This is a genomic window from Nonomuraea sp. NPDC051941, from assembly GCF_044593615.1.
Genome location: NZ_JBIUCF010000012.1, coordinates 127,223 through 153,342, shown reverse-complemented (window position 1 = coordinate 153,342; position 26,120 = coordinate 127,223). Strand labels below are relative to the sequence as shown.

The following is a 26,120-nucleotide window of genomic DNA, read 5'->3' as shown; positions in this document are numbered from 1 at the left end:
TCCGCGCGGCGACCAGGCCGTCCCCGTCCACCCCCCGCTACCCGGACGCGGGGGAAGCACACCCGCGGATCAGCCGAACGACGGCGGCCGCTTCTCCCGCACCGCGCGCACGCCCTCGACCACGTCGGGGCCGGTGAAACCGAGGAACTCCATGGCCAGTGAGGCGTCGAACGAGGGCCCGGCCAGGCGCAGCCAGTTGTTGAGCGAGTATTTGGTCAGCCTGATCGCCTCCTGAGAGCCGGAGGCGAGCCTGACCGCGATCTCCATGGCCTTGTCGTGCACCTGGTCGTCGTCCACGCACAGGCTGACCAGCCCCATCCGCTCGGCCTGCTCGCCCGTGACGGGCTCGCACAGCAGCAGGTGGTATTTCGCCTTGGCCAGGCCGCACAGCAGCGGCCACACGATGGCCGCGTGGTCGCCGGCCGCGACGCCGAGCCTGGTGTGCCCGTCGATGATCCGCGCCGTACGGCCCGCGACGGAGATGTCTGCCAGCAGGGCCACGGCGAGCCCCGCGCCGACCGCCGGCCCCTGGATCGCCGAGACGATCGGCTTGGAGCAGTTGAGGACGTTGTAGACGATGTCGCGGGCCTCGGCGAACACGCGCAGCCTGGTCGCGTGGTCGCGGGTCATCTCCTCGATCATGGACAGGTCGCCGCCCGCGGAGAACGCCTCGCCCTCTCCCCTGACGACGACGGCCCTGACGCTGTCGTCCCGGTCGGCGTCGCGCCAGATCTCGCCCAGCTCGCGGTGGGCGGTCGCATCCACGGCGTTGAGCCGGCCCGGCTCGCTGATCGTGACCCGCAGGACGCCGTCGGCCGGGGTGTCGATCTTGAGCTTGTCGTACGTCACCATGACCCCCGCAGCCGCTCCGCGACGTACTCGCGGGCCTCGACCGCCTGGTCGAACAGGCCCGGCAGGCCGAAGAAGCCGTGCACGGCGCCGTCCCACCTGCGGCTCTCCGCCGGCACGCCCGACTCCGCCAGGCGCCGGGCGTAGTGCTCGCCCTCGTCTCTCAGCACGTCGTACTCGGCCGTCACCACGGTCGCGGGCGCCAGGCCGGCGACGTCGGGCAGCCGCAGCGGCGACAGCCGCGGGCCGGCGGGGTCGGCGAGGTTGGCGTCACCGGCGTACTGCCGGGCGTACCACGCCAGCTCGGCGGCCCCGAGCGCGTAGCCCTTGGCGTATTCGGCGTGGCTGGGCGTGTCCATGGCCAGGTCGAGCACCGGGCAGACGAGCGCCTGGTGCGTGAGGCCCAGCCCGGCGTCGCGGGCCTGCCAGGCGGCGACGGCGGCCAGGTTGCCGCCCGCGCCCTCGCCGACGACCGCGACGCCGCCGTTGCCCTGGTAGAAGGCCGGCCGGGTGAACAGGTCGCGCACGACGGTCCACGCGTCGTCGGCGGCCGCCGGGAACGGGTGCTCGGGGGCGAGCCGGTAGTCCACGGACACCACCACCGCGCCCGTGCGGATCGCCAGGTCGCGGCAGAGCCGGTCGCTCCGCTTGACGCCGCCGTAGACCCAGCCGCCGCCGTGGAAGAAGACCGCGACGGGCAGCGCGCCGTCGCCGGGGTCGGCGCGGTAGATCCTGATGGGCACGCCCTCGGCCTGCTCGTCACGGACGAAGGGGAGCTTGGTGAGCGGGCCGCGGTGGATCGCCACCCGGTCGGGCTGCGCGCGCGTCTCCTGGATCTCTTCCGGGCCGAACGCGTCGTAGTCGGTGCCCGCGTCCGGCACGTAACGGGCGAGGTAGTCCCGCGCCTGGGGATGCAGCGGCATGATCGCAGCCTATCGGGCCGCCTCGATGAACGCATCGAAGATCCGTGTATCTCCGTCACGCTCCGGATGCCATTGGACACCCACACCGAACCTGTGCCCCTGCAACTCGATCCCCTCCACGATCTGGTCCTCGGCCCAGGCCACGGCCAGCAGGCCGGTGCCGAGGCGGCGTACGGACTGGTGGTGGGGGGCGCTGACCTCGACCCGGTCGCCCACCGCCTTGCCGAGCTTGCTGGAGACGCTGACCTGGATCGTGTGGGTCGCGCCCGGCTCGCCGTGGCGGTCGCTGTCGAGCACCTCGGGCAGCCAGGGGATCAGCGTGCCGCCCTGGGCGACGTTGAGCACGTGCATGCCCCTGGCGATGGCCAGGATCGGCAGGTCGGCGCGGACGGCGGCCCTGGCCAGGGCCAGCTCGAACCGGTCGCGGTGCTGCTGTGGCTCGGCCACCCGCTCGTCAGGCTCGCCGCCGTAGTTGCCCGCGCCGAGCTCCACACCGTCGGCCAGGACGATGCCCTGCAGGCCGCTGATGTAGTCCTCGATGGCGGGGGTGCCGATCGGCGGGAGCATCACGGGAGCGCCCCCGGCCCGCCCGACCGCCCTGGCGTAGGAGGGGGGCGACAGTACGGCCTCGCGTACGTAGTCGCTCCAGCGGGCGGCTTCGAAGTAGGCGGTGATACCGATGAGCGGTCGGGACATGCGATCTCCAGGGGGCAAGGTGGAGTCCGTGCCGCCATCAGCCTGTCAAGATGACGGCCGCACGCCCCATCATGGCGCAAGGTCTTTCCGATATGTCAGGTCTCCCAAAGATCTACCACTTCTGTCCCCACCCCGACGCCCCGCCCCCTCCACCCGCACGACGCAACGGGCCGGTGCGGGCGCGGCGTGGTGCGCCTTCGGGCGTCCGCACTCAAGCACCCACCTCGCCTCCAGCCGCCCCACACCGCGGTCCTGGCGGCGCTCCCGCGAGGGCGGGTGCGGCCGTGGGGCGCTGGGTTGCGAGGCGGGGCACCTCGGGGGCGGGTGCGGTTGGGGGGTGGGATGTTGCGGTGCCGGTGTGGCGCACTTGGGTGGCCCGGGGTGGGGGTCGGGCCAGGGCGGGTGCGGGTGAGGCATGGGGTGTTGAGGTGCAGGGGTGGCGGAGCTGCGTGAGCCCGGGGCTGGGGCGGGTGGGGTGGTGGGTCAGGTGAGGGTGGGGGTTACGTAGATCTCGGCGCCCGGGGGGAGGGCGCAGTCGAGGTAGCCGAGTCCGTGGGCGTTCTCGCCGCACACGATCATGTTGATGTGCCGGCGGATCCGCCCGTATTCGTCGCGTAGCCGCTCCTCCAGCAGCGGATGCGTACGCCGGAGCATGTCGAGGGCCGCTCCCAGGGTGGGCGGTGAGTCGCGGTCGGCGGCCACGGCGAAGACCTTGACCTCCGAGCGCCCGCTCACCCAGCGCCGCAGCATGCCCGGGAGCACGAAGACGACCATCGTGACCATCGGCTAGAGCACCGCCGCCCGCACGGTGAGCACGTCGGGCAGGTGGCGGACGACCGGTGACCAGGTCTCGCCGCCGTTGCGCGAGCCGTGGACCTCGCCGTCGCGCGTGCCGAAGAACACCCCCGCCTCCGAGGCCGTCATCGCGTCACGCAGCACGGCCGCGTGCACGGGGCCCTCGGGCAGGCCCGAGGCGAACGGCTGCCAGGTCGCGCCCGCGTCGTCGCTGCGGAAGACGCGGTAGCGGTGGCCGACCGGGGTGCGGTCGATGTCGGCCGTCAGGGGCAGCACGAAGACCGTGTCGGGCCGCGACGGGTGCACCGCGATCGGGAAGCCGAAGTCGGACGGCAGGCCGGAGCCGATGTCGTGCCAGGCCCCGCCGAAGTCGTCGCTGCGGTAGACGCCGAAGTGGTGCTGGAGGTAGAGCCGCTCGGGCCGGGAGGGGTGCATGGCGACCTTGTGCACGCACTGCCCGAACTCCGGATATTGCGCCCCCTCGGGCAGGAACGCGGCCCGGATGTTGCGGTTGGCGGCCTCCCACGACAGCCCGCCGTCGAAGGAGCGGTAGAAGCCGCCGGTGGAGATCGCGACGCCCACGATCCGCGGGTCGGTCGGGTGCGGGACGATGGTGTGCAGGCACAGGCCGCCGCCGCCCGGCTGCCACTGCGGCCGGTGCGGGTGCTCCCACAGGCCCTCGACCAGCTGGTACGTGACGCCGCCGTCCTCCGAGCGGAACAGCGCGCCCGGCTCGACCCCGGCCCACACCACCCCCGGCTCGGACGGCGAGAGCGCGAGCTGCCACACCCTGGTCAGGGTCGCCTCGGCCTTCTCCGGGAAGGCGATGGGCGGCTGCTCCGCCTCCTTCCACGTCTTCCCGAGGTCATCCGAATACGTGACGGACGGACCGAAATGACCGTATTCGATCCCGGCCAGGAGCCGGGGCGAAGGGCCTCTCGTGTCGATCGCCACCGAGTGCACCCCGACCGTCGAGAACTGGATCGGCTCGACGTCGAACGGACCGCCGCCGGTGGAGCGGGCGAGGAAGAGGCCCTTGCGGGTGCCGATCGCGAGCAGTGTGTCACTCATGGCGTGCTCCCTTGTTGGTCTGCCGCCATCGTGCCACGCAGGGCCGACAGTCTCAGAGGACTGGGAGTTTTCGGCCCGCGAAGCCGCATTACCTGGCGGGTAATCGTGACGCTTCCCTCCAGCGGCTACTGTGCCGGGCATGGGAGCAGTAGCCGTAAAAGAAGAGACATTTGGTGAGTTGTTGCGTTCGTGGCGGCAGCGGCGGCGGGTGAGCCAGCTGGACCTGGCCATCGAGGCCGACGTTTCGGCCCGCCACATCAGTTTTCTGGAGACCGGGCGCGCCCGGCCGAGCCGCGAGATGGTGATGAAGCTGGCCGAGGAGCTGGATGTGCCGCTACGGCAGCGCAACAGGCTGCTGATGTCCGCCGGGTTCGCTCCGGTCTATCCGGAACGCGAGGTCCGCGCCCCGGAGATGGAGGTCGTACGGCAGGCGCTGGACAAGATCCTGGCCGGGCACGAGCCGTACCCGGCGGTCGTGGTGGACGCGGCCTGGAACCTGGTGGCGGCCAACTCGGCGGCCGCGATGTTCATGGACGGGGTGCCCGCCGAGCTGCTGAAGGAGCCGATCAACGTGATGCGGCTCTCGCTGCACCCCGACGCGATGGGCGGCCGGCTGCTGAACCTGGCCGAGGTCCGGGCGCACCTGCTCTACCAGCTGCGCAGGCAGGCCGAGGGGTCGGGCGACGCGCGGCTGGCCGCGCTGCACGACGAACTGGCCTCGTACGAGTATCCGGGGGTGGACCTGAACGTGGCGCACGTGCCGGGCCCCGCCGACATCCTGGTGCCGCTGCGGATCGCGGCCGGTGACCGGGTGCTGTCGATGTTCACGACGATCGCGACGTTCGGGACGCCGGTGGACGTGACGGTCTCCGAGCTGGCCATCGAGACGTTCTGGCCGAACGACGAAGAGACCGCCGCGGCGTTCCACCAGGGCCTGCGGGGTTAGCGGGCCGGGCGCCCCAGCGAGCGGACCGGGCGCCTCAGCGGGCGGGGGCGGGCGGGCCGGGCGGTTCCTCGCCGGCCGCGATCGGCGCCTCGATGGCGAGCGTGGGGCGGCCTCCGCCGGTGATCGGCAGCCCGCCCGTGACGGTGTAGGTACGCATGTCGAACGCCCCGCCCGCCGGCGCCTCCGCGGCGGTGAAGGCCACGTGGGCGTTGCCGCCGGGGACGACCGAGGTGGAGATGTAGTCGCCCGCCATGCGACCGTGCGCGGAGTCGGCGAGCCAGTCGAGCTCCATCGGCCCGTGCAGCTCCGCGGGGGGCGACCAGCTCGCCCCGCCGTTGGCGGAGGAGGTGTAGCCGACCGTGAGGCGGCAGGTGGCGGCCGTGCAGGCGGCGGACGGGTAGCGGTAGTAGGCGAGCGCCAGCCTGGCCGTCTCGCCCGCACCGGCGGGGTCGACGCCGAGGCCGGGGATGAAGTGGTCGCCGCCGTCGTCCGTGACGCGCAGGATGTGGCTCCATTCCGCGCCGGTGGCCGAGGTGCTCATGACGATGTCGTTGCCGCCGCAGCTGAGCTGGAAGCGGCAGTCGGACCAGGCGACGTACACGGTGCCGGCGGCGTCCACCTCGGCCGAGGGCAGGGGCGCGGCCCGCAGCCCGCCCGCGACCTTGTGCCGCTGCACGGTGGCGACGAGCACGCTGCGGCCCCAGCTCTCGCCGCCGTCGCGGGAGCGCAGGGAGCGGATCTGGCCCTCGTCGCTCAGGTACGGCACGACGAGGGCGCCGTCCGGCCGCACGACCGGCTGCCCGCCCTGCCCGGTCGCGGACGTGCCGGTCTCGGCCCAGGTCAGGCCGCCGTCGGAGGAGCGGGCCACCTTGATCGCGTTGCCCGCGGCGACGTCGTCGTAGACCGCGTAACAGCGCCCGTAGTACGGGCTGCGGGCGCCGTTGTCGCAGGCGACCCAGCTCTTGTCCAGGTCACCCCCGCCCGCGACGGCGGTCGTGACGGGATCGCCCCAGGTCAGGCCGCCGTCGGCGGAGCGGCTGGTGAGCACCGCCGCCCCGGTGACCCCGTCCTGGTCGGTGAGCGCCAGCGAGGAGATCAGCCAGACGCCGTGCCGGGCGTCGTAGGCCACCGACGGGTCGCTGGCCCGCCCGTACCCGCCGCCGCCGGACGTGGTGATCCCCGGCAGCACGCCCGTGGCCCAGGTGGCGCCGTTGTCGGCCGAGGTCGCGTACGCGATGCCGGACGCCCCGCCGTCGAAGAACCTGCCGATCTGCTGGGCGGCCACGATCGTCGTGCCCGCCTGGAAGGTGTCGGGCCCAGCCTGAGTGCCCGCCTGAAACGTGTCGGGCCCCGCCTGCGGGGCGGTCCCCAGCTCCGTCAGCGGGAGGGCCTGCGACGACGCCAGGGCGGGCAGCGGGATCAGGAGGAGCACCAGGGTCAGCAGCCCGCCGATTCCTCGGCGCCGGGCGGGGGATGGCACAGTCCACCTCCACGTTGGCGTGTCATCCTCCACCTCGCACCTTTCGACCCGAAGTGTCAAGATCTGTCAGCGTTCGGCCTGGACGATGTCCCGGTGAATGCGTGACAGAGGCACGCCGTCGATCTGGAGGCGGCGTACGGTCTCGTTGACCATGCCGGGCGGGCCGCACACGTACACGTCGTGCTCGGCCCAGGAGTGGAAGCGCTGCACGACCTCGGGCAGGTGGCCGCGCATCCCGCCGTACCCCGGCTGGCCGGACACCACGGGCAGCACCCGCAGCCAGGGGAACGACGACTCCATCCTGATCAGGTCGGGCAGGTCGTAGAGCTCCTCGACCGTGCGCGTGCCGTACAGCAGGTGGATGTTGGGCCGGCGGCCCGAGGCGATGATGTGCTCGATGATCGCCTTCAGCGGGGCCAGGCCCGTGCCGCCCGCCACGCACAAGACGTCGCGCAGGCTGCTCTCGCACGGCCCCATCGTGCCCATCGGCGGGCCCAGCAGCAGCGTGTCCCCGATGCGGGTGTGCCTGATGAGCGAGCTGGACACCCAGCCGCCGGGGACCGAGCGGACGTGCAGCCTGAGCGTGTTGTCGGCGCGCGGCGCGTTCGCGATGGAGTACGTGCGCCAGACCCGCGGCCAGCGCGGGGTCTGCACGTTGAGGTACTGGCCCGGCGTGTACGGCAGCCGCTCGGCCGGCCGCAGCGTGAGGACCGCGATGTCGAGATGGCGCCGCTCATGGTCGATCACCTCCGCCGGCCACCAGGCGGGCGAGACCCCGGAGTCGGACGCGGCCGACTCGATCATGAGCTTGGCGGCCGCCGTGTAGGCGGCGACCCAGGCGGCCTCGATCTCGTGGTTCCAGATCTCGGCGGCGAAGCGGCGGATGGTGGCGAGCAGGGCGTTGCCGACGGCGGTGTAGTGCTCGGCGATCACGCCGTACTTGCGGTGGTCCCTCCCCAGCTGGCCCAGGTACGTCGCGAGGCTGCCCGGGCTGTCCAGGCTCCACACGATGCGGGTCAATGCGCTGAACAGGCGGTCCCGCTGGACGTCCATGGCGGGCGGGAACATGCCCCGCAGATGCGGGCTCTCGGCGAACAGCCGGCCGTAGAAGTAGGCCGTCGCCTTGTCGGCCACCGGTTCGATGACGGAGAAACTCTCTTTTACCAGGCGCGGATTCAACGACATTTACCAACCCCACCTATGGACCGGAATCGGGTTCCGGTCGTGTCGTTCACCTCCCTGACGGCTCCGGGTCTTGAGCGCGCGGCCCCTCCCCGGTACAACCGATGCGCTCAAAATTGAGTGTTACACCACTGATGACGCGTCACAACCGTTTCTCCTCAATACGGTGCGAAGCCAACCATCTGTAGTTACCTCGTTATGTCTCGCATACGAATTTCGGACGGAAAATGCGAGGAAAAATCGTATTTGCCGGTGGGGTTGGCGCTGGGAGTCATTCCCGTCCGAGCGCGAGGGGCGTACCCTCCGGCCATGGCAGCGCTCCATCCCAGGCGCGTGGCCTGGGAAGGCGCCCGGACCTTCGTCTCCGCCGCGAACACGGACGCCTACTGGTGGCTCAGCGACACGGTCGGCCACCGCCTGGGGCCCATGTACCAGTCGCAGCTGTGCGAGACGCGGCTGCGGCTGCAGGCGCAGGCGGACGCGATCTACGCGGAGGCGGGCGCGTGGCGGGCCCGCCTGGACGAACTCCTCGACACCCACCCCGCGACCGCGTCGATCCTCACTCAGATGATCAGCGAGACCACGTCCCGCCTGCCCTGAGGCGAGGTCAGGGGCAGACCCGCCCGTTGGCCTCGAACGCCGCGTGGGTCAGAGGCATGAGCTCCGCCCACAAGGCCTCCATCTTCTCGGCGACCATCTCGATCTCACGCTGCGGGAACGACGGGAACGTGGAGTCCTCGCGCTTGACCCGCAGCGACAGGAAGTTCATCAGGGCGCGGGCGTTGCAGGTGGCGTACATCGAGGAGTAGAGGCCCACCGGCAGCACCGTACGGGCCACCTCGCGCGCCACCCCCGCCTCGAGCATTTCCAGATAGGCCCGATAGGACTGCCGGTAGCTCTCCTGGGTCGCCTCGGTCACCAGCTTGTGCTGCTCGGCGGTGCCGTCCAGGAACACGTACTTGCCGGGCTTTCCTTCCTGCACCAGCTTCCGCTCCGGCCCGGGCACATAGAAAACCGGCGTCAACTTCCGATACCTGCCGGACTCCTCGTTATAGGAAAAGGTCCGATGCCTCATGAATTCCCGGAAAACGAAGATCGGCGCACTGACGTAGAAGGTCATGGAAGAGTGCTCGAACGGCGTGCCGTGCCGGTCGCGCATCAGGTAGTTGATGAGGCCCTTGGAACGCTGGGGATCGGCCTCGATCTCCTCCAGAGAGCTCTCACCCTTCGTGGAGACGCGCGCGGCCCACAGCACGTCGGCGTCCGACGCGGCGGCCTTGACCAGCTCCACGTCCACGTCGCTGCGGAACGTGATCTCGGCCTCGGGTTCGACAGTGCCCACGAAGAGCCCCCCTGCTCAGGTCGGGTGTTGTGACGGCCCCCAGCAAACCAGGTCAGGGCCGCCCGGCGCGAGTCGGCCCCCCGGGACTCACAGGCGGTAGACGCGGCGGGCGTTCCCCGAGCCGATCATGTGGGCGATCCGGGCGGCGTCCGCGGCGCTCCACTCCCCCGCGGCCAGCCGCGACCCGAGCGCCGCGCCGAGCGCCTGCCGGTAGTAGAGCGCGCCCAGGTAGCAGGTCTCGGCCACCCCGTGGCAGCCGGAGCTGAACAGCAGCTTGTGGAACGGCGCCAGCTCCAGCAGCTCGTCCACGACCCTGGCCGAGGCGGCGGCGGTGTGCGGGAGCGCGAGGCCGACGTCCACGTAGACGTGCGGGTGGACGCCGGCGAGGTAGGCGGCCTGGCGGTGGAACGGGTAGCAGTGCAGCAGGATGAGCGGCACGCCAACCGGCTGCAGCATCCTGGCGAACGCGCCCAGCCGGCCCGGGTCGGTGCGGTGCAGGTCGGGCCCCGAGCCGCCGAAACCGGTGTGGAACTGCACGGGCAGCCCCCGTTCCCTGGCCACGTCGACCGCGCTCCAGAGCAGGTGGCGCAGCAGGACCTCGTCCGTCAGCGGCTGCTTCGGGTCCGACAGCCGCCGGTTGGCCGCCGCGATCACCGCTCCCCTGGTGGGCCTGGCCGGGTCGAAGTCGAGGCCGTACAGCGACGCAACGACGGTCTTCAGCCCGACCGCCCGGGCGGCCCTGGCGGTCAGCTCCTCGCCGACGCCGTCGAGGTAGTCCACGGCCAGCGGCGCGTCCTCGGCCACGTCCCGCTCGATCTGCTCGATCCGTACGAGCTCGTCGGCGGCGGCCCCGCCGTGGCGGCCCATCTCGGTGGCGGTCAGCAGGTCGACGTCCCCCGGGCCGATGTCAGCGGGCGCGGTGTCCACCAGGAACGCCACCACCCCGGCACCGGCCAGCAGCCGCCGGTTGACCTCGGCCGCGCCCAGCTCCTCCCGGCGCGAGACGTAGACGGCCGGCGGGGCGTGCGGCTCCAGGTCGAGTAGCGGCGCGCACCAGCGGCGCACGGCCACCCCGAGCGGCGCGTCGAAGTGGGTGGTGCCGGGCGGCGCCGGGCTGCCGCCCTCGTTGATGAGCAGCTCGAACTCGGCTCTGCTCAGGTCGTCCCGCCGCACCCCGTGACAGTGGTGGTCGACGAGCGGGGCCAGCAGCGCGTCACGCACCGTGCCGGGCAGGTCTACGGGGAGCATGCGGAGACTCTAGGGGAGCCCCGCACGCTCCCGCGGCGGTTTTACCGTAGTTATCTGCGGGACAGACGCAGCACGTTCGCGATGACCTTCGCGCCCGCGCCGCCCTCCTGCGTGAGGATCGACTCGGGGTGGAACTGCACGGCGAAGCGCCGCCGCTCGACGTCCTCGATCGCCATGACGTTGCCGTCGGGAGTGAGCGCGGTCGCGGCGAAGCCGACGACGCCGGGCTGCTTGGCGTGCAGCGAGTGGTAGCGGGCCGCGGTGAACTCGTCGGGCAGCCCCTCCAGCAGCGCGCTGTCGGCGATCCGCGAGACCTGGCCGCGCTTGCCGTGCTCGGGGTAGCCGAGCAGCTCCAGCGTGCCCCCGGCCTGCTCGACCATGGCTTGCAGGCCCAGGCAGACGCCGAAGACCGGCAGGTCGCGGGCGTAGATCTGGTCGATCAGCGCCGACATGCCGAAGTCGGACGGCCAGCCGGGCCCCGGCGAGAGCACCACCAGGTCGGGCGCGATCTCGTCGATCATGTGGGCCGGGAAGCCGTGGCGCAGCGTCACCACGTCGGCCCCTTCCTGGCGGAAGTAGTCGGCCAGCGTGTTGACGAAGGAGTCCTCGTGGTCGACGAGCAGCACCTTCATGCCCTGGCCCGGCTGCGGCCTGGGCTCGGGGACCGGGACGGTGCCCGGCCGGTTCACCGCGGCCAGGGCGCCGAGCAGGGCGCTGGCCTTGAGCTCGGTCTCGCGCTCCTCCGCTTCGGGGTCGGAGTCGAACAGCAGCGTCGCCCCGGCCCTGACCGTCGCCACGCCGTTCTTGATCTGGGCGGTACGCAGGGTCAGGCCGGTGTTCATGGAGCCGTCGAAGCCGATGAAGCCGATGGCGCCGCCGTACCACCTGCGGGTCGTGGCCTCGTGGTCCTCGATGAACTGCATGGCCCATGTCTTGGGCGCGCCGGTGACCGTCACGGCCCACATGTGGGTGAGGAACGCGTCGAGCGCGTCGAACTCCGGCCGCAGCCGCCCCTCGATGTGGTCGACCGTGTGGATCAGGCGGGAGTAGAGCTCGATCTGGCGGCGCCCGATGACCTTGACCGTGCCGGGCACGCAGATGCGCGACTTGTCGTTGCGGTCGACGTCGGTGCACATGGTCAGCTCCGACTCCTCCTTGACGCTGGACAGGAGGGTGCGGATGGCCTCGGCGTCCTCGACCGGGTTGCTGCCGCGGGCGATGGTGCCGGAGATGGGGCAGGTCTCGACGCGGTCGCCGCTGACCCGGACGTACATCTCGGGCGAGGCGCCGACCAGGTGCTCGCCCTCGCCGAGGCTGATGATGAACTCGTACGGCGCCGGGTTGCTCTGCCGCAGGCCGCGGTAGAAGGCCGACGGGTCGGCGCAGACGGAGTGGAAGACCTGCCCGGGCACGACCTCGAACAGGTCGCCGCGCTTGAACCTCTCCTTCGCGGCCGCCACGACCTTGGCGTACGTGCCCCTCTCCGGGTTCTCGGGCAGCTCGCCGGGGGTGACGGGCTCGGCGGTGGCGCCGGTGCGCTCCAGGCCGCGGGTGGTGGCGCCGTCGACGGTGAACTCGTAGCGGAATTCGACGCTGGACTCGCGCTGCCGGTCGATCACGATGATGCGGTCGGGCAGGTGGAGGACGAGGTCTCGCTGGTCGTCGGGGCGGACGAGCTCCTGCCTGATGGGCTCGAACTGGAAGGCCAGGTCGTAGCCGAACGCGCCGTACAGGCCGAGGTGCGGGTCGTCACCCTTGAAGGCGGCGATGACCTCGCGGATCGCGGTGAACACCGTGGGCCGGCGGCTGCGCATCTCCTCCGGCAGCAGGTCCGCCGGATCATTACCGGGTTCGGGGACGTACACCTCGACGCGGTCCGGCGTCGGCTCGGCGACCGGCTTCCCGGCGGCCAGCAGGCAGGAGGCGACGGCGGGCAGCACGACCCTGCCGCGCTCGTTCAGCGCGGTCGCCGAGATGACGCGGCCCTTGGCGACCAGCTCCAGGCACGGGTCGACGTAGCCGAAGGCCCATCGGCTGTAACGGCCCGGGTAGTCCATGCCCGAGGAGAACGCGCCGCCGCGCCTGTGCCCGAGCGAGGTCACGATCTCTTCGAGTGCGGCCTCGTCCACCTCGCGCGCCTCGCGCTCGACACCGATGCCCCCGGCGGTGGTATATCCGCTCGTCTCCACTTCCTGCCCCTTTACCACGTCAAATGATCGAGCCCCGGGGGCGGACACGCGAAAGGCCGCCATCCGGGGCGGCCGTCCGTTGAGGAATGCGAAACACGCGCCGCCTAGGAGCGGCGCCACCACTGGAGCTGAGCGTGACTTCGCATGCGAACAGGTTAACCGGCGGACCATGATCGCGCAACGCCGACCCGCCCCCTGCCGGCGTACGGCGCGCCGACCCCCTCGCGCCCGGTGAGCGGCCGAGGGTGGGGTGGGTGCGCGAGTTTGAATACAGAGCTGTACTGTATTCATGGATTGAGAGGAGACCCACGATGTCCGAGACCGAGGCGATCACCCTCCCCACCCTGCGGCCGAACCCGTTCGACCCTCCCGACGGCCTCGCCGAGCTGCGCGCGACCGCCCCCATCACCCGCCTCGCCTACCCCGACGGCCACCTGGGCTGGCTGGTCACCAGCCACGCGCTCGTGCGCGAGGTGCTGGCCGACCGGCGCCTCAGCACCCGCACCGAGCTGCGGCACGTCCCCATCGAGAGCACCAGCACGGGCCGGCCGAGCCCGCCCGGGATGTTCATCGGGATGGACCCGCCCGATCACACCCGTTACCGCCAGTTGCTCACCGGCGAGTTCACGGTGCGCAGGATGCGCATGCTCACCGAGCGCATCGAGGAGGTAACCGAGCGACAGCTCGACCTCATGGAGCGGCAGGGCCCGCCGGCCGACCTAGTGGAGGCGTTCGCGGCGCCGGTGCCGGCGGTCGTGATCTGCGAGCTGCTCGGCGTGCCCGACGAGGAGCGGGCGGGCTTCATGGCCGAGGCCACCGAGCTGGTACGCCCGGACGCCCCGCAGGAGCGGAAGGTCTCCACGTTCCTGACGATGCAGGCGCGCATCCGCGACCTGGTCGTGGCCAAGCGGGCCGAGCCCACCGACGACATGCTCAGCGGCCTGACCAGGAGCGACCTCACCGACGAGGAGCTGGCCAACATCGGGTTCCTGCTCCTGGGCTCCGGCCTCGACACCACCGCCAACATGCTCGCCCTGGGCACGTTCGCGCTGCTGCGCCACCCCGGCCAGTTGGCCGTCCTGCGCGACGAGCCCGGCCGGGTGGACCAGATGGTGGAGGAGCTGCTGCGTTACCTCACGATCGTCCCCTTCCTCGTCCGTACGGCGCTGGAGGACGTCGAGCTGGGCGGCGAGCTGGTCAGGGCCGGTGAGACGGTCACCGTCTCGATGCCGTCCGCCAACCGCGACCCGGGCCGCTTCCCCGACCCGGACGTCCTCGACCTGCGCCGGGACACCGGCGGGCACGTGGGCTTCGGCCACGGCGTGCACCAGTGCCTGGGCCAGCAGCTGGCCAGGGTGGAGATGCGGGCCGGCTATCCGGCGCTGTTCAGGCGGTTCCCGTCGCTGCGGCTGGCGGTCGAGCCGGAGCAGGTGCCGCTCCGTACCGACATGCTCATCTACGGGGTCCACAGCCTCCCGGTGACCTGGGACGTCCGGGGATGAGCGGCGTCAAGGGCAGGGTCTGCCTCGTCACGGGCGCGTCGTCCGGCATCGGCCGCGCCACCGCGCTGGAGCTGCTGCGCGCCGGCCACACCGTGTACGGCCTGGCGCGCCGCGTGGAGCGGATGGACGCGCTCCGCGAGGCCGGCGGCCACGCGATCGGCGCGGACGTGACCAGCGACGCCGACCTGGAGCGGGCGGTGCGGACGGTCCTCGGCGAGCAGGGGCGCATCGACGTGCTGGTGAACAACGCGGGCACGTCCGTGTACGGCGCCACCGAGGAGGTGCCGATGGAGCGGGCGCGGCAGGTGTTCGAGGTCAACCTGTTCGGCCTGGCGCGGCTGACCCAGCTCGTCCTGCCGCACATGCGCGAGCGCCGCTCCGGCACGATCGTCAACATCTCCTCGATCGGCGGCGAGATCGCCCTGCCGCTGGGCGCCTGGTACCACGCCTCCAAGCACGCGCTGGAAGGGTATTCCGACTCGCTCCGGGAGGAGGTGGGGCGGTTCGGGGTGCGGGTCGTGGTGGTGCAGCCCGGGATCATCAAGACGGAGTTCGGCGACGACACGCCGCGCGAGCTGCGGGAGATCTCGGGGCACGGGGCATACGCGGACGACGCGGAGTGGATGGCGCGGCGGACCGAGGCGGGGTTCGGGCCGGGCAGCAAGGCGTCGGACCCGAGCGTGGTGGGCCGGGCCGTCGTGCGGATCGTGGCCGCGCGCGACCCGAAGCCCCGCTACGCCGTCGGTTACCTGGCCGGGCTGCTGCTGTGGGTCAATAGACTCCTGCCGGACCGCCTCTACGACAAGATGGTGACCCGCCGCGCATGATGACCACCGACGACCTCGGCACGACCGGCACGCGAGCCGCGCGACCGGCCGGACGGCCGCGCAACCAGGAGGCCGACACGGCCATCCTGGCGGCCGCGCTCGACCTGCTCATCGAGTACGGCGCCCAGCAGACCAGCATCGAGCAGGTCGCCAAGCGGGCCGGCGTGACGAGGGCGACGGTCTACCGCAGGTACACCGACAAGACGGCGCTGCTGGTGCGCACCCTGAAGTGGGCTTTGCACGACAATGACCCGGCGCTCACCGGCTGGCGCGACCTGGACCACATGTTCGAAGAATGGGCGCTGCATCTCGCCGATCCACGTAACCGGGTCCTGCTCCGGCGGGTCTTCGGCACGGTCGACGACTATCCCGAGCTGGTGCGGACGTACCGGGAGAGCAACGGCGGGCGGCGGGCGGCGGTGGTGCGCGAGGCGCTGACCGCGGCCCGCGAGCGCGGGGAGCTCCCGCCCGACCTCGACGTGGACGTGGTGCAGGAGCTGCTGACCAGCGCGGTGACGGGCCATCTGGTCGGCCGTCCCGACGACGAGGGCGCCGAGGAGATCAAGGCGTACTTCCTTACGATCATGCGGCAGGTCGGTTACCGGCGATATATCAGCTGACCAGATTACATTTCAGGCAGTCACGTTACATTTCGCGACACCTCTTGCTTTCCCGACACGATCTCTTCACGCTTCTCGACAGAAGCGTAAAGATCACCTCTTGTCTCGAGGGACTCGAAGGAGAGTCGCGTGCCCAACACCCCCCGCTGGCGGGCGGTCCTGGCCGGGATCGCCGTCATCGCAGGCTTATGCGTGCCGCAGGCCCCGGCGCTGGCCGCGCCGGAGCCCGCGAAGATCGACGCCGCCGTCCAGGCGCAGCTCGACAAGGACGACAAGGCCACCTTCTGGGTCCGGCTGAAAGGGGCGGCCGACCTGAGCGGCGCCCGCCGGGCCGTCGCCAAGGACACGAAGGCCGAGCTGGTCTTCGAGGCCAAGACCGAGCGGGCCGCCGCCTCCCAGGCGGGCCTGCGCAAGCTGCTCGACTCCCGCCGCACCGACTACACCCCGTACTGGATCGTCAACGCCGTACGGGTGACCGCCGACGCGAAGCTCGCGGGCGAGATCGCCAAGCTGGCCGAGGTCGAGAGCATCCAGCCGGTCCGCACCGTCAAGTTGCCGGACCCCACGCCGGGCAAGGCCGAGGCCAAGGTGAACGCCGTCGAGTGGAACATCGACCGCGTCAACGCCCCTCGTGTCTGGAGCGAGCTGGGCAACCGCGGCGAGGGCATCGTGATCGCCCACATCGACTCCGGCGCCCAGTTCGACCACCCCGAGCTGGTGCAGAGCTACCGGGGCAGGAACCAGGACGGCACGTTCACGCACGACTACAACTGGTTCGACCCGGCGCACGTCTGCCCGACCGCCGCGCCGTGCGACAACAACGGCCACGGCACGCACACCATGGGCACGATGGTCGGCGCGAACGGCATCGGCGTCGCGCCCGGCGCCAAGTGGATCGCCGCCAAGGGCTGCGAGGTCAACACCTGCACCGATGCCTCCCTGCTGGCGGCCGGGCAGTGGGTCCTGGCGCCGACCGACCTGAACGGCCAGAACCCGCGCCCCGACCTGGCCCCCGACATCGTCAACAACTCCTGGGGCGGCGACGGGTACGACCCCTGGTACAAGGAGACGGTCGAGGCGTGGGTCGCGGCCGGGATCTTCCCGGCGTTCGCCAACGGCAACGAGGGCCCCGCCTGCCGCACCAGCGGCTCACCCGGCCAGTACGTGGAGAGCTACAGCGCGGGCGGCTTCGACATCAACAACACGCTGTACAACCGCTCCAGCAAGGGCGAGGGCGAGAACGGCGAGATCAAGCCGAACATCGCGGCCCCGGCCGTCAACGTGCGCTCCTCGACCCCGGGCAACTCCTACGAAAGCTTCACCGGCACCTCGATGGCCTCGCCGCACGTGGCGGCCACGGTCGCGCTGATCTGGTCCGGCTCGCCCGGCCTGCAGGGCAAGGTGGCGGCCACCCGGCCGCTGCTCGACAGCACCGCCGTCGACGTCAGCGACACCAGCTGCGGCGGCACCGCGGCCGACAACAACGTCTGGGGCGAGGGCCGGCTCGACACGTACGCCGCCGTGCAGGCCGCGCCGCACGAGGACCTCGGCGACCTGCGCGGCACCGTCACCTCGGCCGGCTCGCCCGTGGCGGGCGCGACGATCACGCTCTCGGGGCCGCTGAGCCGTACGGTGACGACCGGCCAGGACGGCACGTACGCCGTGCCGCGCCTGCTGCCGGGCGACTACCAGGTCAGCGCGGAGAAGTTCGGCTACGAGAAGGCGGGCGCGACGGCCACGATCACGGCCGGGCAGGCCGCGACCGCGGACGTGTCCCTGACCAGGCTGCAGTCCGGCGTGGTGTCCGGCACGGTCAGCACCGCGGGCACGCCGGAGGCGGGCGCGACGGTGGAGGCCACCGGCACGCCGGTGAGCACCGTGACCGACGCCTCGGGCCGCTACAGCCTGACCCTGCCGCGGGGCGACTACGAGCTGCGGATCACGCCGGTGTCCCGCTGCTCCAGCGGCACGACGGCGTCCGTCTCGGTGGCCGGGGACGTGACCAAGGACATCGAGCTGCCGCTGCGCGGCGACAACTTCGGCTACACCTGCAAGAGCGGCGCCCAGGCGTACGTGGCGGGCACCGACAAGCTGGCGCTGAGCGGCGACGACGAGGCCGTGCAGGTGACGCTGCCGTTCCCGATCCCGTACTACGGCACGGGGTACGGCAAGGCGTGGATCGGCACGAACGGGTACGTCTCGTTCGCCACCGACCGGGTCACCACCGGCAGCAACGGCCGGCTGCCGACCACGACCACGCCCAACAACGCGGTCTACCCGTACTGGGACGACCTCATCATGGACGCCCAGGCCGGGGTCTACACCGGGGTGACGGGCACGGCGCCGCACCGGACGTTCGTCGTGGAGTGGCGCAACGCCGGCTTCTACAACGCCGCCGACCTGCGGGTGTCGTTCTCGGCGCTGCTGGGTGAGGACGGCTCGATCGCCTTCCGGTACAAGGACATCGACAGCGAGCGCGAGCAGGGCTCCAGCGCCACCATCGGCATCGAGAACGCGGGCGGCACCGACGCCATGCTCTACTCCTACGAGGAGCCGGTGGTGTCCACCGGGCAGGGCCTGACGTTCACGGCCAGCCGGCACGGCCTGGTCACCGGCGCGGTCACCGACGCCAACGACGGCAAGCCGCTGGCCGGGGCGACGGTGAAGGTGGGCGACGTGGCCACGTTCACGACCGCCGAGGACGGCTCGTTCTACGGGCAGGTGCTGGCCGGCGACTACGAGGTCGTGGTGTCCAAGGAGCACTACGGCACCTTCACCAAGGCCGTCACGGTCGCGCCCACCACGGTGACGCGGATCGACACGGCGCTGGTCACCGGCCAGGTGAGCGCGTCGGCGGGCGAGCTGACCGTGGTGATGCCGGCCGGGTCCACCCGCACCAGGACGCTGGAGCTGACGAACCTGGGCGCGCCGACGCCGTACACGGTGGCCTCGGAGCCGTGGTTCGCCACGACGCCGGCCTCGGGCGAGCTCGCCAAGGGGCAGAAGGTGACGCTGAAGGCCACGCTCTCCAGCGCGGGCGTCGCGCCCGGCACGGTCAAGACCGGCACGCTCCTCGTCCGGTCGGCCAGCGGCCGGCAGCCGACCATCGAGATCAAGGTGTCGGTCGTGGTGCCGAAGCTGCAGGTCGCCATCGACACGGGCGCCACGAAGAACGTGGTCGACGGCGCCGGTGACACTTGGACGCCGGACAAGAAGTACGCGGCGGGGAGCTACGGCTACGTGGCCACCTCGACCAGCACGTCGAGCACGTCCAGGACCATCGCGGGCACCGCCGACCAGGCGCTGTTCAGGACCGCGAGGGAGAAGATGCTGGAGTACCGCTTCGACAACGTGCCCGCCGGCACGTACACGGTCGAGCTGGACTTCGCCGATCTGAAGAGCACGCAGCCGGGCAAGCGGGTCTTCGACGTCCTCGTCGAGGGGCAGCTGGCGATCCCGGCGCTCGACCTGGCCCTGGAGGCGGGCACGTACACGGCGGTGAGCAGGCAGTACACGGTGAAGGTCACCGACGGCCAGCTCAACGTGCGCTTCGCCACCCGGCAGGGCGCCACGATCGTGAACGCCGTCCGCATCTCGGAGCGCCCCGACCGGGCGACCCCGTAGCGGCCCACGGGTGCCCCCGGGCTGTCACGGCCCGGGGGCATCTGTTACTGGTTAGTACATGAGACGCGTGCGGCTCCAGCGGGATCTTCCCGTTCCGATGCCCGACGGCGTGACACTCCTGGCCGACCATTACGCCCCGGCCGGCGGCGAGCGGGCACCCGTCATCCTGATGCGCTCCCCGTACGGCCGGCGCGGCCTGTTCGGCTGGTACTACGGCCGCGGCTTCGCGCGGCACGGCTTCCACGTCGTCATCCAGAGCTGCCGTGGCGGCTTCGGCTCCGGCGGGCTGCTCGATCCGCTCGGCGACGAGCACGACGACGGCCTGGCCACCATCGCCTGGCTGCGCAAGCAGGCCTGGTACGGCGGCTCGTTCGCGATGTTCGGCCCCTCCTACCTCGGCTACACGCAGTGGGCCGTCGCGCCCTACGCCGGGCCCGAGCTGAAGGCCATGGCCACGCAGATCACCGCCTCCCAGTTCAGGGACGCGGCGTACGTGGGCGGCGCGTTCGCGCTGGAGTCGACGCTGAGCTGGACCACGCTCACCGACGGCATGTCGCGCCGGTTCGGCGGCGCCGCCCTGCTGACCGCGCCCCGGCTGACCCGCAGGGCGGTCCTGTCCGGCCGCCCCGTGGCCGAGCTGGACCTGGCCTCGGCCGGGCGGCCGCTCCGGTTCTACCAGGACCTGCTCATGCACCACGCCCACCCGGACGTCCCCTACTGGGACAAACGTGACTTCTCACCGCGGGTGGGCGAGGTGGAGGCGGCCGTCACCATGCTGGGCGGCTGGTACGACGTCTTCCTGCCGTGGCAGCTCAAGGACTACACGGCGATGCGGGCCGCGGGGCGGCGGCCGTACCTGACGATCGGGCCCTGGTACCACATCGACACCCGGCACGGGCGGCCCGCCATGGCCGAGTCGCTGGCCTGGTTCCGCGCGCACCTGCTGGGCGACCGCTCCGGGCTGCGGCCCGACCCCGTGCGCCTGTACGTGACGGCGGCCGAGGAGTGGCGTGACCTCCCCGACTGGCCGCCGCCGGGGATGCGGGAGCAGCGCTGGCACCTGCAGCACGGCTTCGGGCTGGGGACGGACGGGCCCCTGGACGCCCCGCCCGACCGGTTCCGGTACAACCCCTCCCATCCGACGCCGGTGATCGGCGGGCCGGTCCTGCTCGGCGACTCCCGGCCGCGTGATCAGCGGCGCCTGGAACAGCGGCGCGACGTGCTGGTGTACAGTTCGGCGGCACTGGAGTCGGACGTGGAGATGATCGGGCCGGTGCGGGGCGAGCTGTTCGTGCGGTCGAGCACGCCGTACGTGGACGTGGTGGTGCGGGTGTGCGACGTGCACCCGGACGGGCGCTCGTTCAACGTGTGCGAGGGTGTGCGCCGCCTTTCGGCGTCGGACTCCCTCGACGGGGTACGGCGGGTCTCCGTGGACCTGTGGCCGATCGCGCACCGGTTCGGGCGCGACCACCGGATCAGGGTGCACGTGGCGGCCGGGGCGTACCCGACGATCGCCCGCAACCCCGGCAACGGCGACCCGCTCGGCGGGGGCGACGGCGCGATGGTGCCCGCCGACGTCGAGGTGTTCCACTCCCCCGACCGTCCCTCCGGCGTGGTGCTGCCGCTGTGCGCGCCTCGCGGTTGATGTCGCTGGTCCTGCTGCTGCAGGGCCGGGGCGGGATGACGGCGGCCGAGCTGGCCAAGGAGCTGGAGGTCTCCGAGCGGACCGTGCACCGGGACGTGCTCGCGCTGTCGGAGGCGGGCGTGCCCGTCTACGCCGACCGGGGACGGGGCGGCGGCTACCGGCTGCTGGACGGGTACCGGACGCGGCTGACAGGGCTGGACCGGGCCGAGGCGGAGGCGCTGTTCCTGTCGGGGGTGCCGGCGGCGCTGCGGGAGATGGGGCTGGAGGAGGTGGCGGCCACGGCCCGGCTGAAGGCCGCCGCCGCGCTCTCCCCCGCGTTGCGGGACGCGCCGGCCGTCGCGGCGCAGCGCTTCCACCTGGACGCGCCCGGCTGGTTCGTCGGCGACGACCCGCCGCCGGAGGCGCTCGCACCGCTGGCCAGGGCCGTGTGGAACGACCGCCGTGTCTCGGCCGTCTACAAGGGGAAGGTGCGCACGCTGGAGCCGTACGGGCTGGTGCTCAAGGCGGGTGCCTGGTACCTGGCCGCGCGGCTCGGGACCCGGTTCCTGATCTTCCGGGTGCACCGGTTCGGCGCGGTGTCCGTGCTCGCCGAGCCGTTCGACCGGGAGCCCTCCTTCGACCTGGCCGCCTTCTGGGCGGAGCAGTCGGCGGAGTTCAGCCGGTCGCTGCTGCGGGACGTGGTCACGCTGCGGCTCAGCGAGCACGGGGTGCGGATGCTGCGGCACATCGCCGACCCGGCCGCGCTCGACGACGCGCTCGCCTCGCTCCAGCCGGACGGGACGGTGCGGCTGGCGGTGGAGTCGGTGCCGGTGGCGTACTCGCAGGTGCTGCGGTTCGGGCCGGAGGCGGAGGTGCTGGACCCGCCCGAGCTGCGGGAACTGGTCGCCGACGCCGCCGCCCGCACGTCCGCCCTCTACCGGCCCTGACCGGCCTTCAGCGGTACTCGGCCGGGTCGGTGTCCTTGCCCGGCTCCCGCGCCTCCGTGATGAAGCTCCACACCCGCGGGCGGCTGCCGTCCACGTCCGTGAAGCCGTACGCGCCGGCCAGGTCCTCGCTGGAGACCGACCTGCCCGACCAGCGCTGCCGGTCGGGGTCGGTGGCGAGGGCGGCGACGCCTCTGCCGACGTACGCGGGGGTCTCGGAGACCATCCAGGTGACGTCCACCTTCGCCTCGCGCCAGTTGTCCTCGGTGACGCCGAAGTTGTCGAGCATCGCCTCCGAGCGCAGGAACCCCGGCGTCACGGCCACCGCGGTCCCCCCGTACGGGCGCAGCTCGCGCGACCAGGCGAAGGCCAGCCGGTTCACCGAGACCTTGGCCAGGTCGTAGTAGACGTTCTCGCGGTAGCGGGTCTCGTTGAAGGCCCAGGTGCCGTCGGTGACCTCGACGACCAGGCCGCCCTCGTTCCTGATCAGCAGCGGGAGCAGGTGGCGGCTGCTGATGATGTGCGTGTCGACCGCCAGCCTGAGCAGCCGGAAGCCCTTGTCCATGTCGTGCTTCCAGACCGGGGTGTCCCACGCCCAGAGGTGGTCGCTGCCCCACACGTCGTTCACCAGCACGTCGAGCCTGCCCTGCTCGCGCTCCACCCGCTCGGCCAGCGCCTCGACCTGGCCGGGGTCCAGGTGGTCGACCTGGACCGCGATGCCCGTCCCGCCGGCCGCGGTCACCAGCTCCGCCGTCTCCTCGATGGTCTCCGGCCGGTTCATCTCCGAACGCCGCTCCCGCGTGCTCCTGCCCGTGCAGTAGACCGTCGCGCCGGCCGCGCCCAGCGCCACCGCGATGCCCCGTCCCGTTCCGCGGGTCGCCCCCGCCACCAAAGCAATCATGTGGCCGATCGTTCCCCGAATACCCGACATCTCGTGTCATGTTTTTTCGTATAACCGTGTGATAAGTACGGAGTTACTATGAACAGCGAATTCGAGCTCCGCGGGGTCAACCATGTCGCGCTGGTCTGCTCGGACATGAAGCAGACCGTCGACTTCTACTCGGGCGTGCTGGGCATGCCGCTGATCAAGACGATCGAGCTGCCCATGGGCTGGGGCCAGCACTTCTTCTTCGACTGCGGGGGCGGGAACGCGCTGGCGTTCTTCTGGTTCCCGGACGCGCCGGAGGGCGTGCCGGGGGTGTCGGCGCCGAAGAACCTGCCGGATCGGGGGGAACTGCTGTCGGCGGTCGGGTCGATGAACCACATCGCCTTCGACGTGCCGCCGGAGCGGATCGAGGAGTACCGGGAACGGCTCGTGGCCAAGGGGGTGGACGTGGGGGTGCTGCTCAACCACGACGACAGCGAGTTCGGGGTGGCGCCGGAGATGCATGACGGGGTGTTCGTCAGGTCGATCTACTTCAAGGATCCCGATGGGGTGCTGGTGGAGTTCGCGGCCTGGACGCGCCGGGTGGGGCAGCCGGGGGACGTCCACCACGACCCCAAAACCGCCGCCGACCGCACCGTCTGACCCACGAACGCGGGCACCTCGCGCCCGTGGAGGGCTGGGCACCGACGACAGCGCCGGGCTCCACCGCACCCCGACCCGCCGACGCGGCGCTCCGAAGCACCGTCGCGAGTTACCGCCCCATCACGGCGCATCCCCGCGACGTGCCGACCTACGACGGTCCCAGGACGTCGCGCCACGCCCGCACGCCGCCCTGCAACGGCCCGTCCGGTCCCGTTATCCGGGGTCTCACCGGTGCGGTGGCTTGGTGGGGGTGCGGGACCGTTCGTCGCGGGGAAGGGACCATTCGGCGATCAGGGGGAGGCGTGCGGCGGGTGAGTGTTTATGGTTTCTGTGGCGACGCGTGTGGCCCCCTGTCAGGGACCAAAGATTTAGGCCAAACCGTAATATTGCCGACATTTGGATTAATACCGCCGTAAAGCTACTCTCCCTCCATTGACTACCCGTCAGGAACCGGTCACAGCCGGCTCCAGATCCACTCATCGGAGGGTTGATGACTACCGGGGAACCCGGGCAGCCACGCACCGACCGCAGCCCCTGGAACTGGCTGCTGATCCTGCCCATCGTGCTGCCGCTGCTGACGTTCCTGTTCAACGCCGACGAGCCCCGCCTGCTCGGCTTCCCGCTCTTCTACTGGCTCCAGCTGGCCTTCATCGTGGTCGGCGTCGTGTCCACGACCATCGTCTACAGGATGACCAAGTGAGCGCGCACACGACCGAACTGGTCGTCTTCGTGCTGCTGTTCCTCCTGGTCACCGTCATGGGGTTCGTGGCCGCGCGGTGGCGGCGGCCGAACGACCTGGCCAGCCTCAACGAGTGGGGGCTCGGCGGGCGCAGCTTCGGGTCCTGGATCACGTGGTTCCTGGTGGGCGGCGACCTCTACACCGCCTACACGTTCGTGGCGGTGCCGGCGCTGGTGTTCGGCTCCGGCGCGATCGGGTTCTACGCGCTGCCGTACACGGTCGTGGTGTACCCGCTGGTGTTCCTGGTGCTGGCGCGGATGTGGTCGGTGTCGCACGTGCACGGGTTCGTCACCCCTGCCGACTTCGTCCGGGCCCGCTTCGGGTCGCCGACGCTGGCGCTGGTGATCGCGATCACCGGGCTGGTGGCGACGATGCCGTACATCGCGCTCCAGCTCATCGGCATCGAGGCGGTGCTGAAGGCGATGGGCATCACCGGGCACCTGCCGATCGTCATCGCGTTCGCGATCCTGGCCGCGTACACCTACCAGTCGGGCCTGCGGGCGCCCGCGCTGATCGCGTTCGTGAAGGACGCGCTGATCTACATCGTGATCCTGGCGGCCGTCATCTACATCCCGGCCAAGCTGGGCGGCTGGGACTCGATCTTCGACGCGGCCAAGGCCAAGTTCGACGCCAGCCCGGCGCCGGGCGACGGCATCCTGCTGAACGCCAACAACCAGCTCCAGTACGTGACGCTGGCCTTCGGCTCGGCGCTGGCGCTGTTCCTCTACCCGCACAGCCTCACCGGCGTGCTGGCCTCGAAGAACCGCAACGTCATCAAGCGCAACATGTCGGCGCTGCCCGCCTACAGCTTCGTGCTCGGTCTGATCGCGCTGCTCGGCTTCATGGCCATCTCGGCCGGCATCAAGCCGGTGGTGAACGAGGCGGGCACGGCCGACACCAACACGATCGTGCCCCTGCTGTTCGACAAGATGTTCCCCGACTGGTTCACGGGCGTCGCGTACGCGGCCATCGGCATCGGCGCGCTCGTCCCGGCGGCGATCATGTCGATCGCGGCGGCGAACCTGTTCACCCGCAACATCTACCGCGAGTACTTCAACAAGAACGCCAGCGACGCCCAGGAGGCCAACGTCTCCAAGGTCGTGTCGCTGGTGGTCAAGGTGGGCGCGGTGCTGTGCATCCTGCTGCTCGACCCGCAGTTCTCGATCGACCTGCAGCTCATCGGCGGCGTGATCATCCTGCAGACGCTGCCGTCGGTGGCGCTGGGCCTGTACACGCGCTGGTTCCACAAGGGCGGCCTGATCGCCGGCTGGGCGGCCGGCCTGGCGACGGGCATGTGGATGCTGTACCTCACCCCGAACCCGGCCAAGCACCAGGAGCACTTCGGCGGCTCGGCGTTCGCGCTGTCGAACCTGGGCTTCGACACCAAGATGACGATCTACACCGGGTTCCTGGCGCTGGCCGTGAACCTGGTGGTGGCGGCGCTCGGCACGCTCCTGTTCCGGGCGACCAAGGTGGCGGACGGCGAGGACGCGACGGCCCGCGACGACTACTTCGCCGACGAGGGCGATCCGAAGGTCAAGGACCTGGACCTGACCGGTTCGCACTGATCCCCCGGGTGACGGCCCGTCCCGCTACGAGCGGGGCGGGCCGTCAGTCTTGCGGGTAGGCGGGGTTGGCGACCGCCAGCTTCGCCCGTACGGCCTGCTCCAGGGCGGTGACGAGCGCGTGGTCGTCCTCGATCCGGCCCTCGCGGATGGCGGCGGCCAGCTCGGCGTCGTCGGCCATGCCGAGCGCGGCCAGCCGCGCCGCGTGCTCGCGGGCCTGCTCCGGGCCGAGCGTGATCTCCCGTTCCACCATGCCGAGCACGTTGATCGCCACCCGCGCGTGGAAGCGCACCCGCCCGTCCACGGCCGGGAGCACGTCGCTCTGGAGGAAGTCGCGGACGGCGGCCACGAGCTGGGCCGCCGTGGGCACGTCGTGCGGAGCAGATGTCATCTGATTTCTCCTCAAGGCACTATTTATTCGCGTCC

General features: G+C 71.3%; 23 protein-coding genes. 11 read left to right on the top strand and 12 right to left on the bottom strand.

What is annotated here, in order from left to right; translation table 11 throughout:
• Positions 1–69: 69 nt before the first annotated feature.
• The 5 genes from ACIHFD_RS21615 to ACIHFD_RS21595 form a co-directional block, all read right to left on the bottom strand.
• On the bottom strand, positions 70–852 hold the full coding sequence (locus ACIHFD_RS21615; RefSeq protein ID WP_350734667.1) for an enoyl-CoA hydratase/isomerase family protein: 783 nt from the start codon (positions 850–852) through the stop codon (positions 70–72).
• Complete coding sequence (locus ACIHFD_RS21610; RefSeq protein WP_397368417.1) at positions 846–1,772, bottom strand: alpha/beta hydrolase; 927 nt, start codon at positions 1,770–1,772, stop codon at positions 846–848. Before ACIHFD_RS21610 ends, ACIHFD_RS21615 begins: the two co-directional genes overlap by 7 nt.
• Before the next feature lie 9 nt (positions 1,773–1,781).
• Positions 1,782–2,468 carry a gamma-glutamyl-gamma-aminobutyrate hydrolase family protein gene (locus ACIHFD_RS21605; protein ID WP_397368416.1) on the bottom strand — a complete coding sequence of 229 codons (687 nt, stop codon included), beginning with the start codon at positions 2,466–2,468 and terminating at the stop codon, positions 1,782–1,784.
• A 483-nt stretch (positions 2,469–2,951) separates the two neighbouring features.
• Entirely contained in the window at positions 2,952–3,251 is a 300-nt protein-coding gene (locus ACIHFD_RS21600) for a molybdopterin synthase sulfur carrier subunit (protein WP_192783282.1), read from the bottom strand.
• Positions 3,252–3,254: 3 nt separating this feature from the next.
• Positions 3,255–4,334: a WD40/YVTN/BNR-like repeat-containing protein gene (locus ACIHFD_RS21595; protein ID WP_397368415.1), complete on the bottom strand. Its 1,080-nt coding sequence runs from the start codon at positions 4,332–4,334 to the stop codon at positions 3,255–3,257.
• 178 nt (positions 4,335–4,512) lie between these two features.
• Here ACIHFD_RS21595 and ACIHFD_RS21590 point away from each other — a divergent pair, with 178 nt between their 5' ends.
• The gene (locus ACIHFD_RS21590; RefSeq protein ID WP_397368414.1) at positions 4,513–5,280 is read left to right on the top strand and encodes a helix-turn-helix domain-containing protein; all 768 of its coding nucleotides are present in this window, start codon (positions 4,513–4,515) and stop codon (positions 5,278–5,280) included.
• Positions 5,281–5,314: 34 nt separating this feature from the next.
• Here ACIHFD_RS21590 and ACIHFD_RS21585 read toward each other — a convergent pair whose 3' ends face one another.
• Both ACIHFD_RS21585 and ACIHFD_RS21580 read right to left on the bottom strand, forming a co-directional pair.
• Complete coding sequence (locus ACIHFD_RS21585) at positions 5,315–6,760, bottom strand: sialidase family protein (protein WP_397368413.1); 1,446 nt, start codon at positions 6,758–6,760, stop codon at positions 5,315–5,317.
• A 66-nt stretch (positions 6,761–6,826) separates the two neighbouring features.
• Positions 6,827–7,945 (bottom strand): globin domain-containing protein, encoded by a 1,119-nt coding sequence (locus tag ACIHFD_RS21580; protein WP_397368412.1) that lies wholly within the window; start codon positions 7,943–7,945, stop codon positions 6,827–6,829.
• Between the two features lie 306 nt (positions 7,946–8,251).
• Here ACIHFD_RS21580 and ACIHFD_RS21575 point away from each other — a divergent pair, with 306 nt between their 5' ends.
• On the top strand, positions 8,252–8,542 hold the full coding sequence (locus ACIHFD_RS21575) for a hypothetical protein (protein ID WP_397368411.1): 291 nt from the start codon (positions 8,252–8,254) through the stop codon (positions 8,540–8,542).
• 7 nt (positions 8,543–8,549) lie between these two features.
• Here the strand turns inward: ACIHFD_RS21575 and thyX are convergent, their stop codons facing one another.
• The 3 genes from thyX to ACIHFD_RS21560 all read right to left on the bottom strand — a co-directional run bounded on the left by thyX (position 8,550) and on the right by ACIHFD_RS21560 (position 12,721).
• A complete protein-coding gene (thyX, locus tag ACIHFD_RS21570; protein ID WP_350734682.1) occupies positions 8,550–9,284 on the bottom strand; it encodes an FAD-dependent thymidylate synthase in 735 nt (244 codons plus the stop codon).
• 87 nt (positions 9,285–9,371) lie between these two features.
• Positions 9,372–10,532: an amidohydrolase family protein gene (locus tag ACIHFD_RS21565; RefSeq protein WP_350734684.1), complete on the bottom strand. Its 1,161-nt coding sequence runs from the start codon at positions 10,530–10,532 to the stop codon at positions 9,372–9,374.
• Positions 10,533–10,582: 50 nt separating this feature from the next.
• Positions 10,583–12,721 carry an anthranilate synthase component I gene (locus ACIHFD_RS21560; RefSeq protein WP_364241494.1) on the bottom strand — a complete coding sequence of 713 codons (2,139 nt, stop codon included), beginning with the start codon at positions 12,719–12,721 and terminating at the stop codon, positions 10,583–10,585.
• Positions 12,722–13,032: 311 nt separating this feature from the next.
• Between ACIHFD_RS21560 and ACIHFD_RS21555 the strand changes: the two genes are divergently transcribed.
• The 6 genes from ACIHFD_RS21555 (at position 13,033) to ACIHFD_RS21530 (ending at position 21,865) form a co-directional block, all read left to right on the top strand.
• Positions 13,033–14,223: a cytochrome P450 gene (locus ACIHFD_RS21555; protein ID WP_397368410.1), complete on the top strand. Its 1,191-nt coding sequence runs from the start codon at positions 13,033–13,035 to the stop codon at positions 14,221–14,223.
• Entirely contained in the window at positions 14,220–15,050 is an 831-nt protein-coding gene (locus tag ACIHFD_RS21550; protein WP_397368409.1) for an oxidoreductase, read from the top strand. Before ACIHFD_RS21555 ends, ACIHFD_RS21550 begins: the two co-directional genes overlap by 4 nt.
• Entirely contained in the window at positions 15,047–15,670 is a 624-nt protein-coding gene (locus tag ACIHFD_RS21545; RefSeq protein WP_397368408.1) for a TetR/AcrR family transcriptional regulator, read from the top strand. The genes ACIHFD_RS21550 and ACIHFD_RS21545 overlap by 4 nt, the downstream gene beginning before the upstream one ends.
• A gap of 129 nt (positions 15,671–15,799) precedes the next feature.
• Complete coding sequence (locus tag ACIHFD_RS21540; RefSeq protein ID WP_397368407.1) at positions 15,800–19,294, top strand: S8 family serine peptidase; 3,495 nt, start codon at positions 15,800–15,802, stop codon at positions 19,292–19,294.
• Positions 19,295–19,352: 58 nt separating this feature from the next.
• The gene (locus ACIHFD_RS21535; protein WP_397368406.1) at positions 19,353–20,939 is read left to right on the top strand and encodes a CocE/NonD family hydrolase; all 1,587 of its coding nucleotides are present in this window, start codon (positions 19,353–19,355) and stop codon (positions 20,937–20,939) included.
• Positions 20,921–21,865: a helix-turn-helix transcriptional regulator gene (locus tag ACIHFD_RS21530; protein WP_397368405.1), complete on the top strand. Its 945-nt coding sequence runs from the start codon at positions 20,921–20,923 to the stop codon at positions 21,863–21,865. Before ACIHFD_RS21535 ends, ACIHFD_RS21530 begins: the two co-directional genes overlap by 19 nt.
• 7 nt (positions 21,866–21,872) lie before the next feature.
• Here the strand turns inward: ACIHFD_RS21530 and ACIHFD_RS21525 are convergent, their stop codons facing one another.
• Positions 21,873–22,763, bottom strand: coding sequence for an SDR family oxidoreductase (locus ACIHFD_RS21525; protein ID WP_355198990.1), 891 nt, complete (start codon positions 22,761–22,763; stop codon positions 21,873–21,875).
• 78 nt (positions 22,764–22,841) lie between these two features.
• On the opposite strand from ACIHFD_RS21525, the gene ACIHFD_RS21520 reads away from it, so the two are divergent.
• The 3 genes from ACIHFD_RS21520 (at position 22,842) to mctP (ending at position 25,697) form a co-directional block, all read left to right on the top strand.
• A complete protein-coding gene (locus ACIHFD_RS21520) occupies positions 22,842–23,390 on the top strand; it encodes a VOC family protein (RefSeq protein ID WP_355198992.1) in 549 nt (182 codons plus the stop codon).
• Between the two features lie 490 nt (positions 23,391–23,880).
• The gene (locus ACIHFD_RS21515; RefSeq protein WP_350734699.1) at positions 23,881–24,090 is read left to right on the top strand and encodes a DUF3311 domain-containing protein; all 210 of its coding nucleotides are present in this window, start codon (positions 23,881–23,883) and stop codon (positions 24,088–24,090) included.
• Positions 24,087–25,697 (top strand): monocarboxylate uptake permease MctP, encoded by a 1,611-nt coding sequence (gene mctP, locus ACIHFD_RS21510; RefSeq protein WP_397368404.1) that lies wholly within the window; start codon positions 24,087–24,089, stop codon positions 25,695–25,697. The genes ACIHFD_RS21515 and mctP overlap by 4 nt, the downstream gene beginning before the upstream one ends.
• 43 nt (positions 25,698–25,740) lie before the next feature.
• Here the strand turns inward: mctP and ACIHFD_RS21505 are convergent, their stop codons facing one another.
• Positions 25,741–26,085, bottom strand: a complete 345-nt coding sequence (locus tag ACIHFD_RS21505) for a DUF6285 domain-containing protein (protein WP_350734703.1) — start codon at positions 26,083–26,085, stop codon at positions 25,741–25,743.
• Between the last annotated feature and the right edge of the window lie 35 nt (positions 26,086–26,120).

What these genes read in the sequence shown, in the direction of transcription:
- ACIHFD_RS21555 (WP_397368410.1), top strand. Translation starts at nt 13,033, where the DNA reads ATGTCCGAGACCGAGGCGATCACCCTCCCCACCCTGCGGCCGAACCCG.
- ACIHFD_RS21520 (WP_355198992.1), top strand. Translation starts at nt 22,842, where the DNA reads ATGAACAGCGAATTCGAGCTCCGCGGGGTCAACCATGTCGCGCTGGTC.
- ACIHFD_RS21525 (WP_355198990.1), bottom strand. Translation starts at nt 22,763, where the DNA reads ATGATTGCTTTGGTGGCGGGGGCGACCCGCGGAACGGGACGGGGCATC.
- ACIHFD_RS21600 (WP_192783282.1), bottom strand. Translation starts at nt 3,251, where the DNA reads ATGGTCACGATGGTCGTCTTCGTGCTCCCGGGCATGCTGCGGCGCTGG.
- ACIHFD_RS21575 (WP_397368411.1), top strand. Translation starts at nt 8,252, where the DNA reads ATGGCAGCGCTCCATCCCAGGCGCGTGGCCTGGGAAGGCGCCCGGACC.
- ACIHFD_RS21505 (WP_350734703.1), bottom strand. Translation starts at nt 26,085, where the DNA reads ATGACATCTGCTCCGCACGACGTGCCCACGGCGGCCCAGCTCGTGGCC.
- ACIHFD_RS21515 (WP_350734699.1), top strand. Translation starts at nt 23,881, where the DNA reads ATGACTACCGGGGAACCCGGGCAGCCACGCACCGACCGCAGCCCCTGG.
- ACIHFD_RS21565 (WP_350734684.1), bottom strand. Translation starts at nt 10,532, where the DNA reads ATGCTCCCCGTAGACCTGCCCGGCACGGTGCGTGACGCGCTGCTGGCC.
- ACIHFD_RS21580 (WP_397368412.1), bottom strand. Translation starts at nt 7,945, where the DNA reads ATGTCGTTGAATCCGCGCCTGGTAAAAGAGAGTTTCTCCGTCATCGAA.
- ACIHFD_RS21550 (WP_397368409.1), top strand. Translation starts at nt 14,220, where the DNA reads ATGAGCGGCGTCAAGGGCAGGGTCTGCCTCGTCACGGGCGCGTCGTCC.
- ACIHFD_RS21595 (WP_397368415.1), bottom strand. Translation starts at nt 4,334, where the DNA reads ATGAGTGACACACTGCTCGCGATCGGCACCCGCAAGGGCCTCTTCCTC.
- ACIHFD_RS21615 (WP_350734667.1), bottom strand. Translation starts at nt 852, where the DNA reads ATGGTGACGTACGACAAGCTCAAGATCGACACCCCGGCCGACGGCGTC.
- ACIHFD_RS21610 (WP_397368417.1), bottom strand. Translation starts at nt 1,772, where the DNA reads ATGCCGCTGCATCCCCAGGCGCGGGACTACCTCGCCCGTTACGTGCCG.
- ACIHFD_RS21605 (WP_397368416.1), bottom strand. Translation starts at nt 2,468, where the DNA reads ATGTCCCGACCGCTCATCGGTATCACCGCCTACTTCGAAGCCGCCCGC.
- ACIHFD_RS21535 (WP_397368406.1), top strand. Translation starts at nt 19,353, where the DNA reads ATGAGACGCGTGCGGCTCCAGCGGGATCTTCCCGTTCCGATGCCCGAC.
- ACIHFD_RS21545 (WP_397368408.1), top strand. Translation starts at nt 15,047, where the DNA reads ATGATGACCACCGACGACCTCGGCACGACCGGCACGCGAGCCGCGCGA.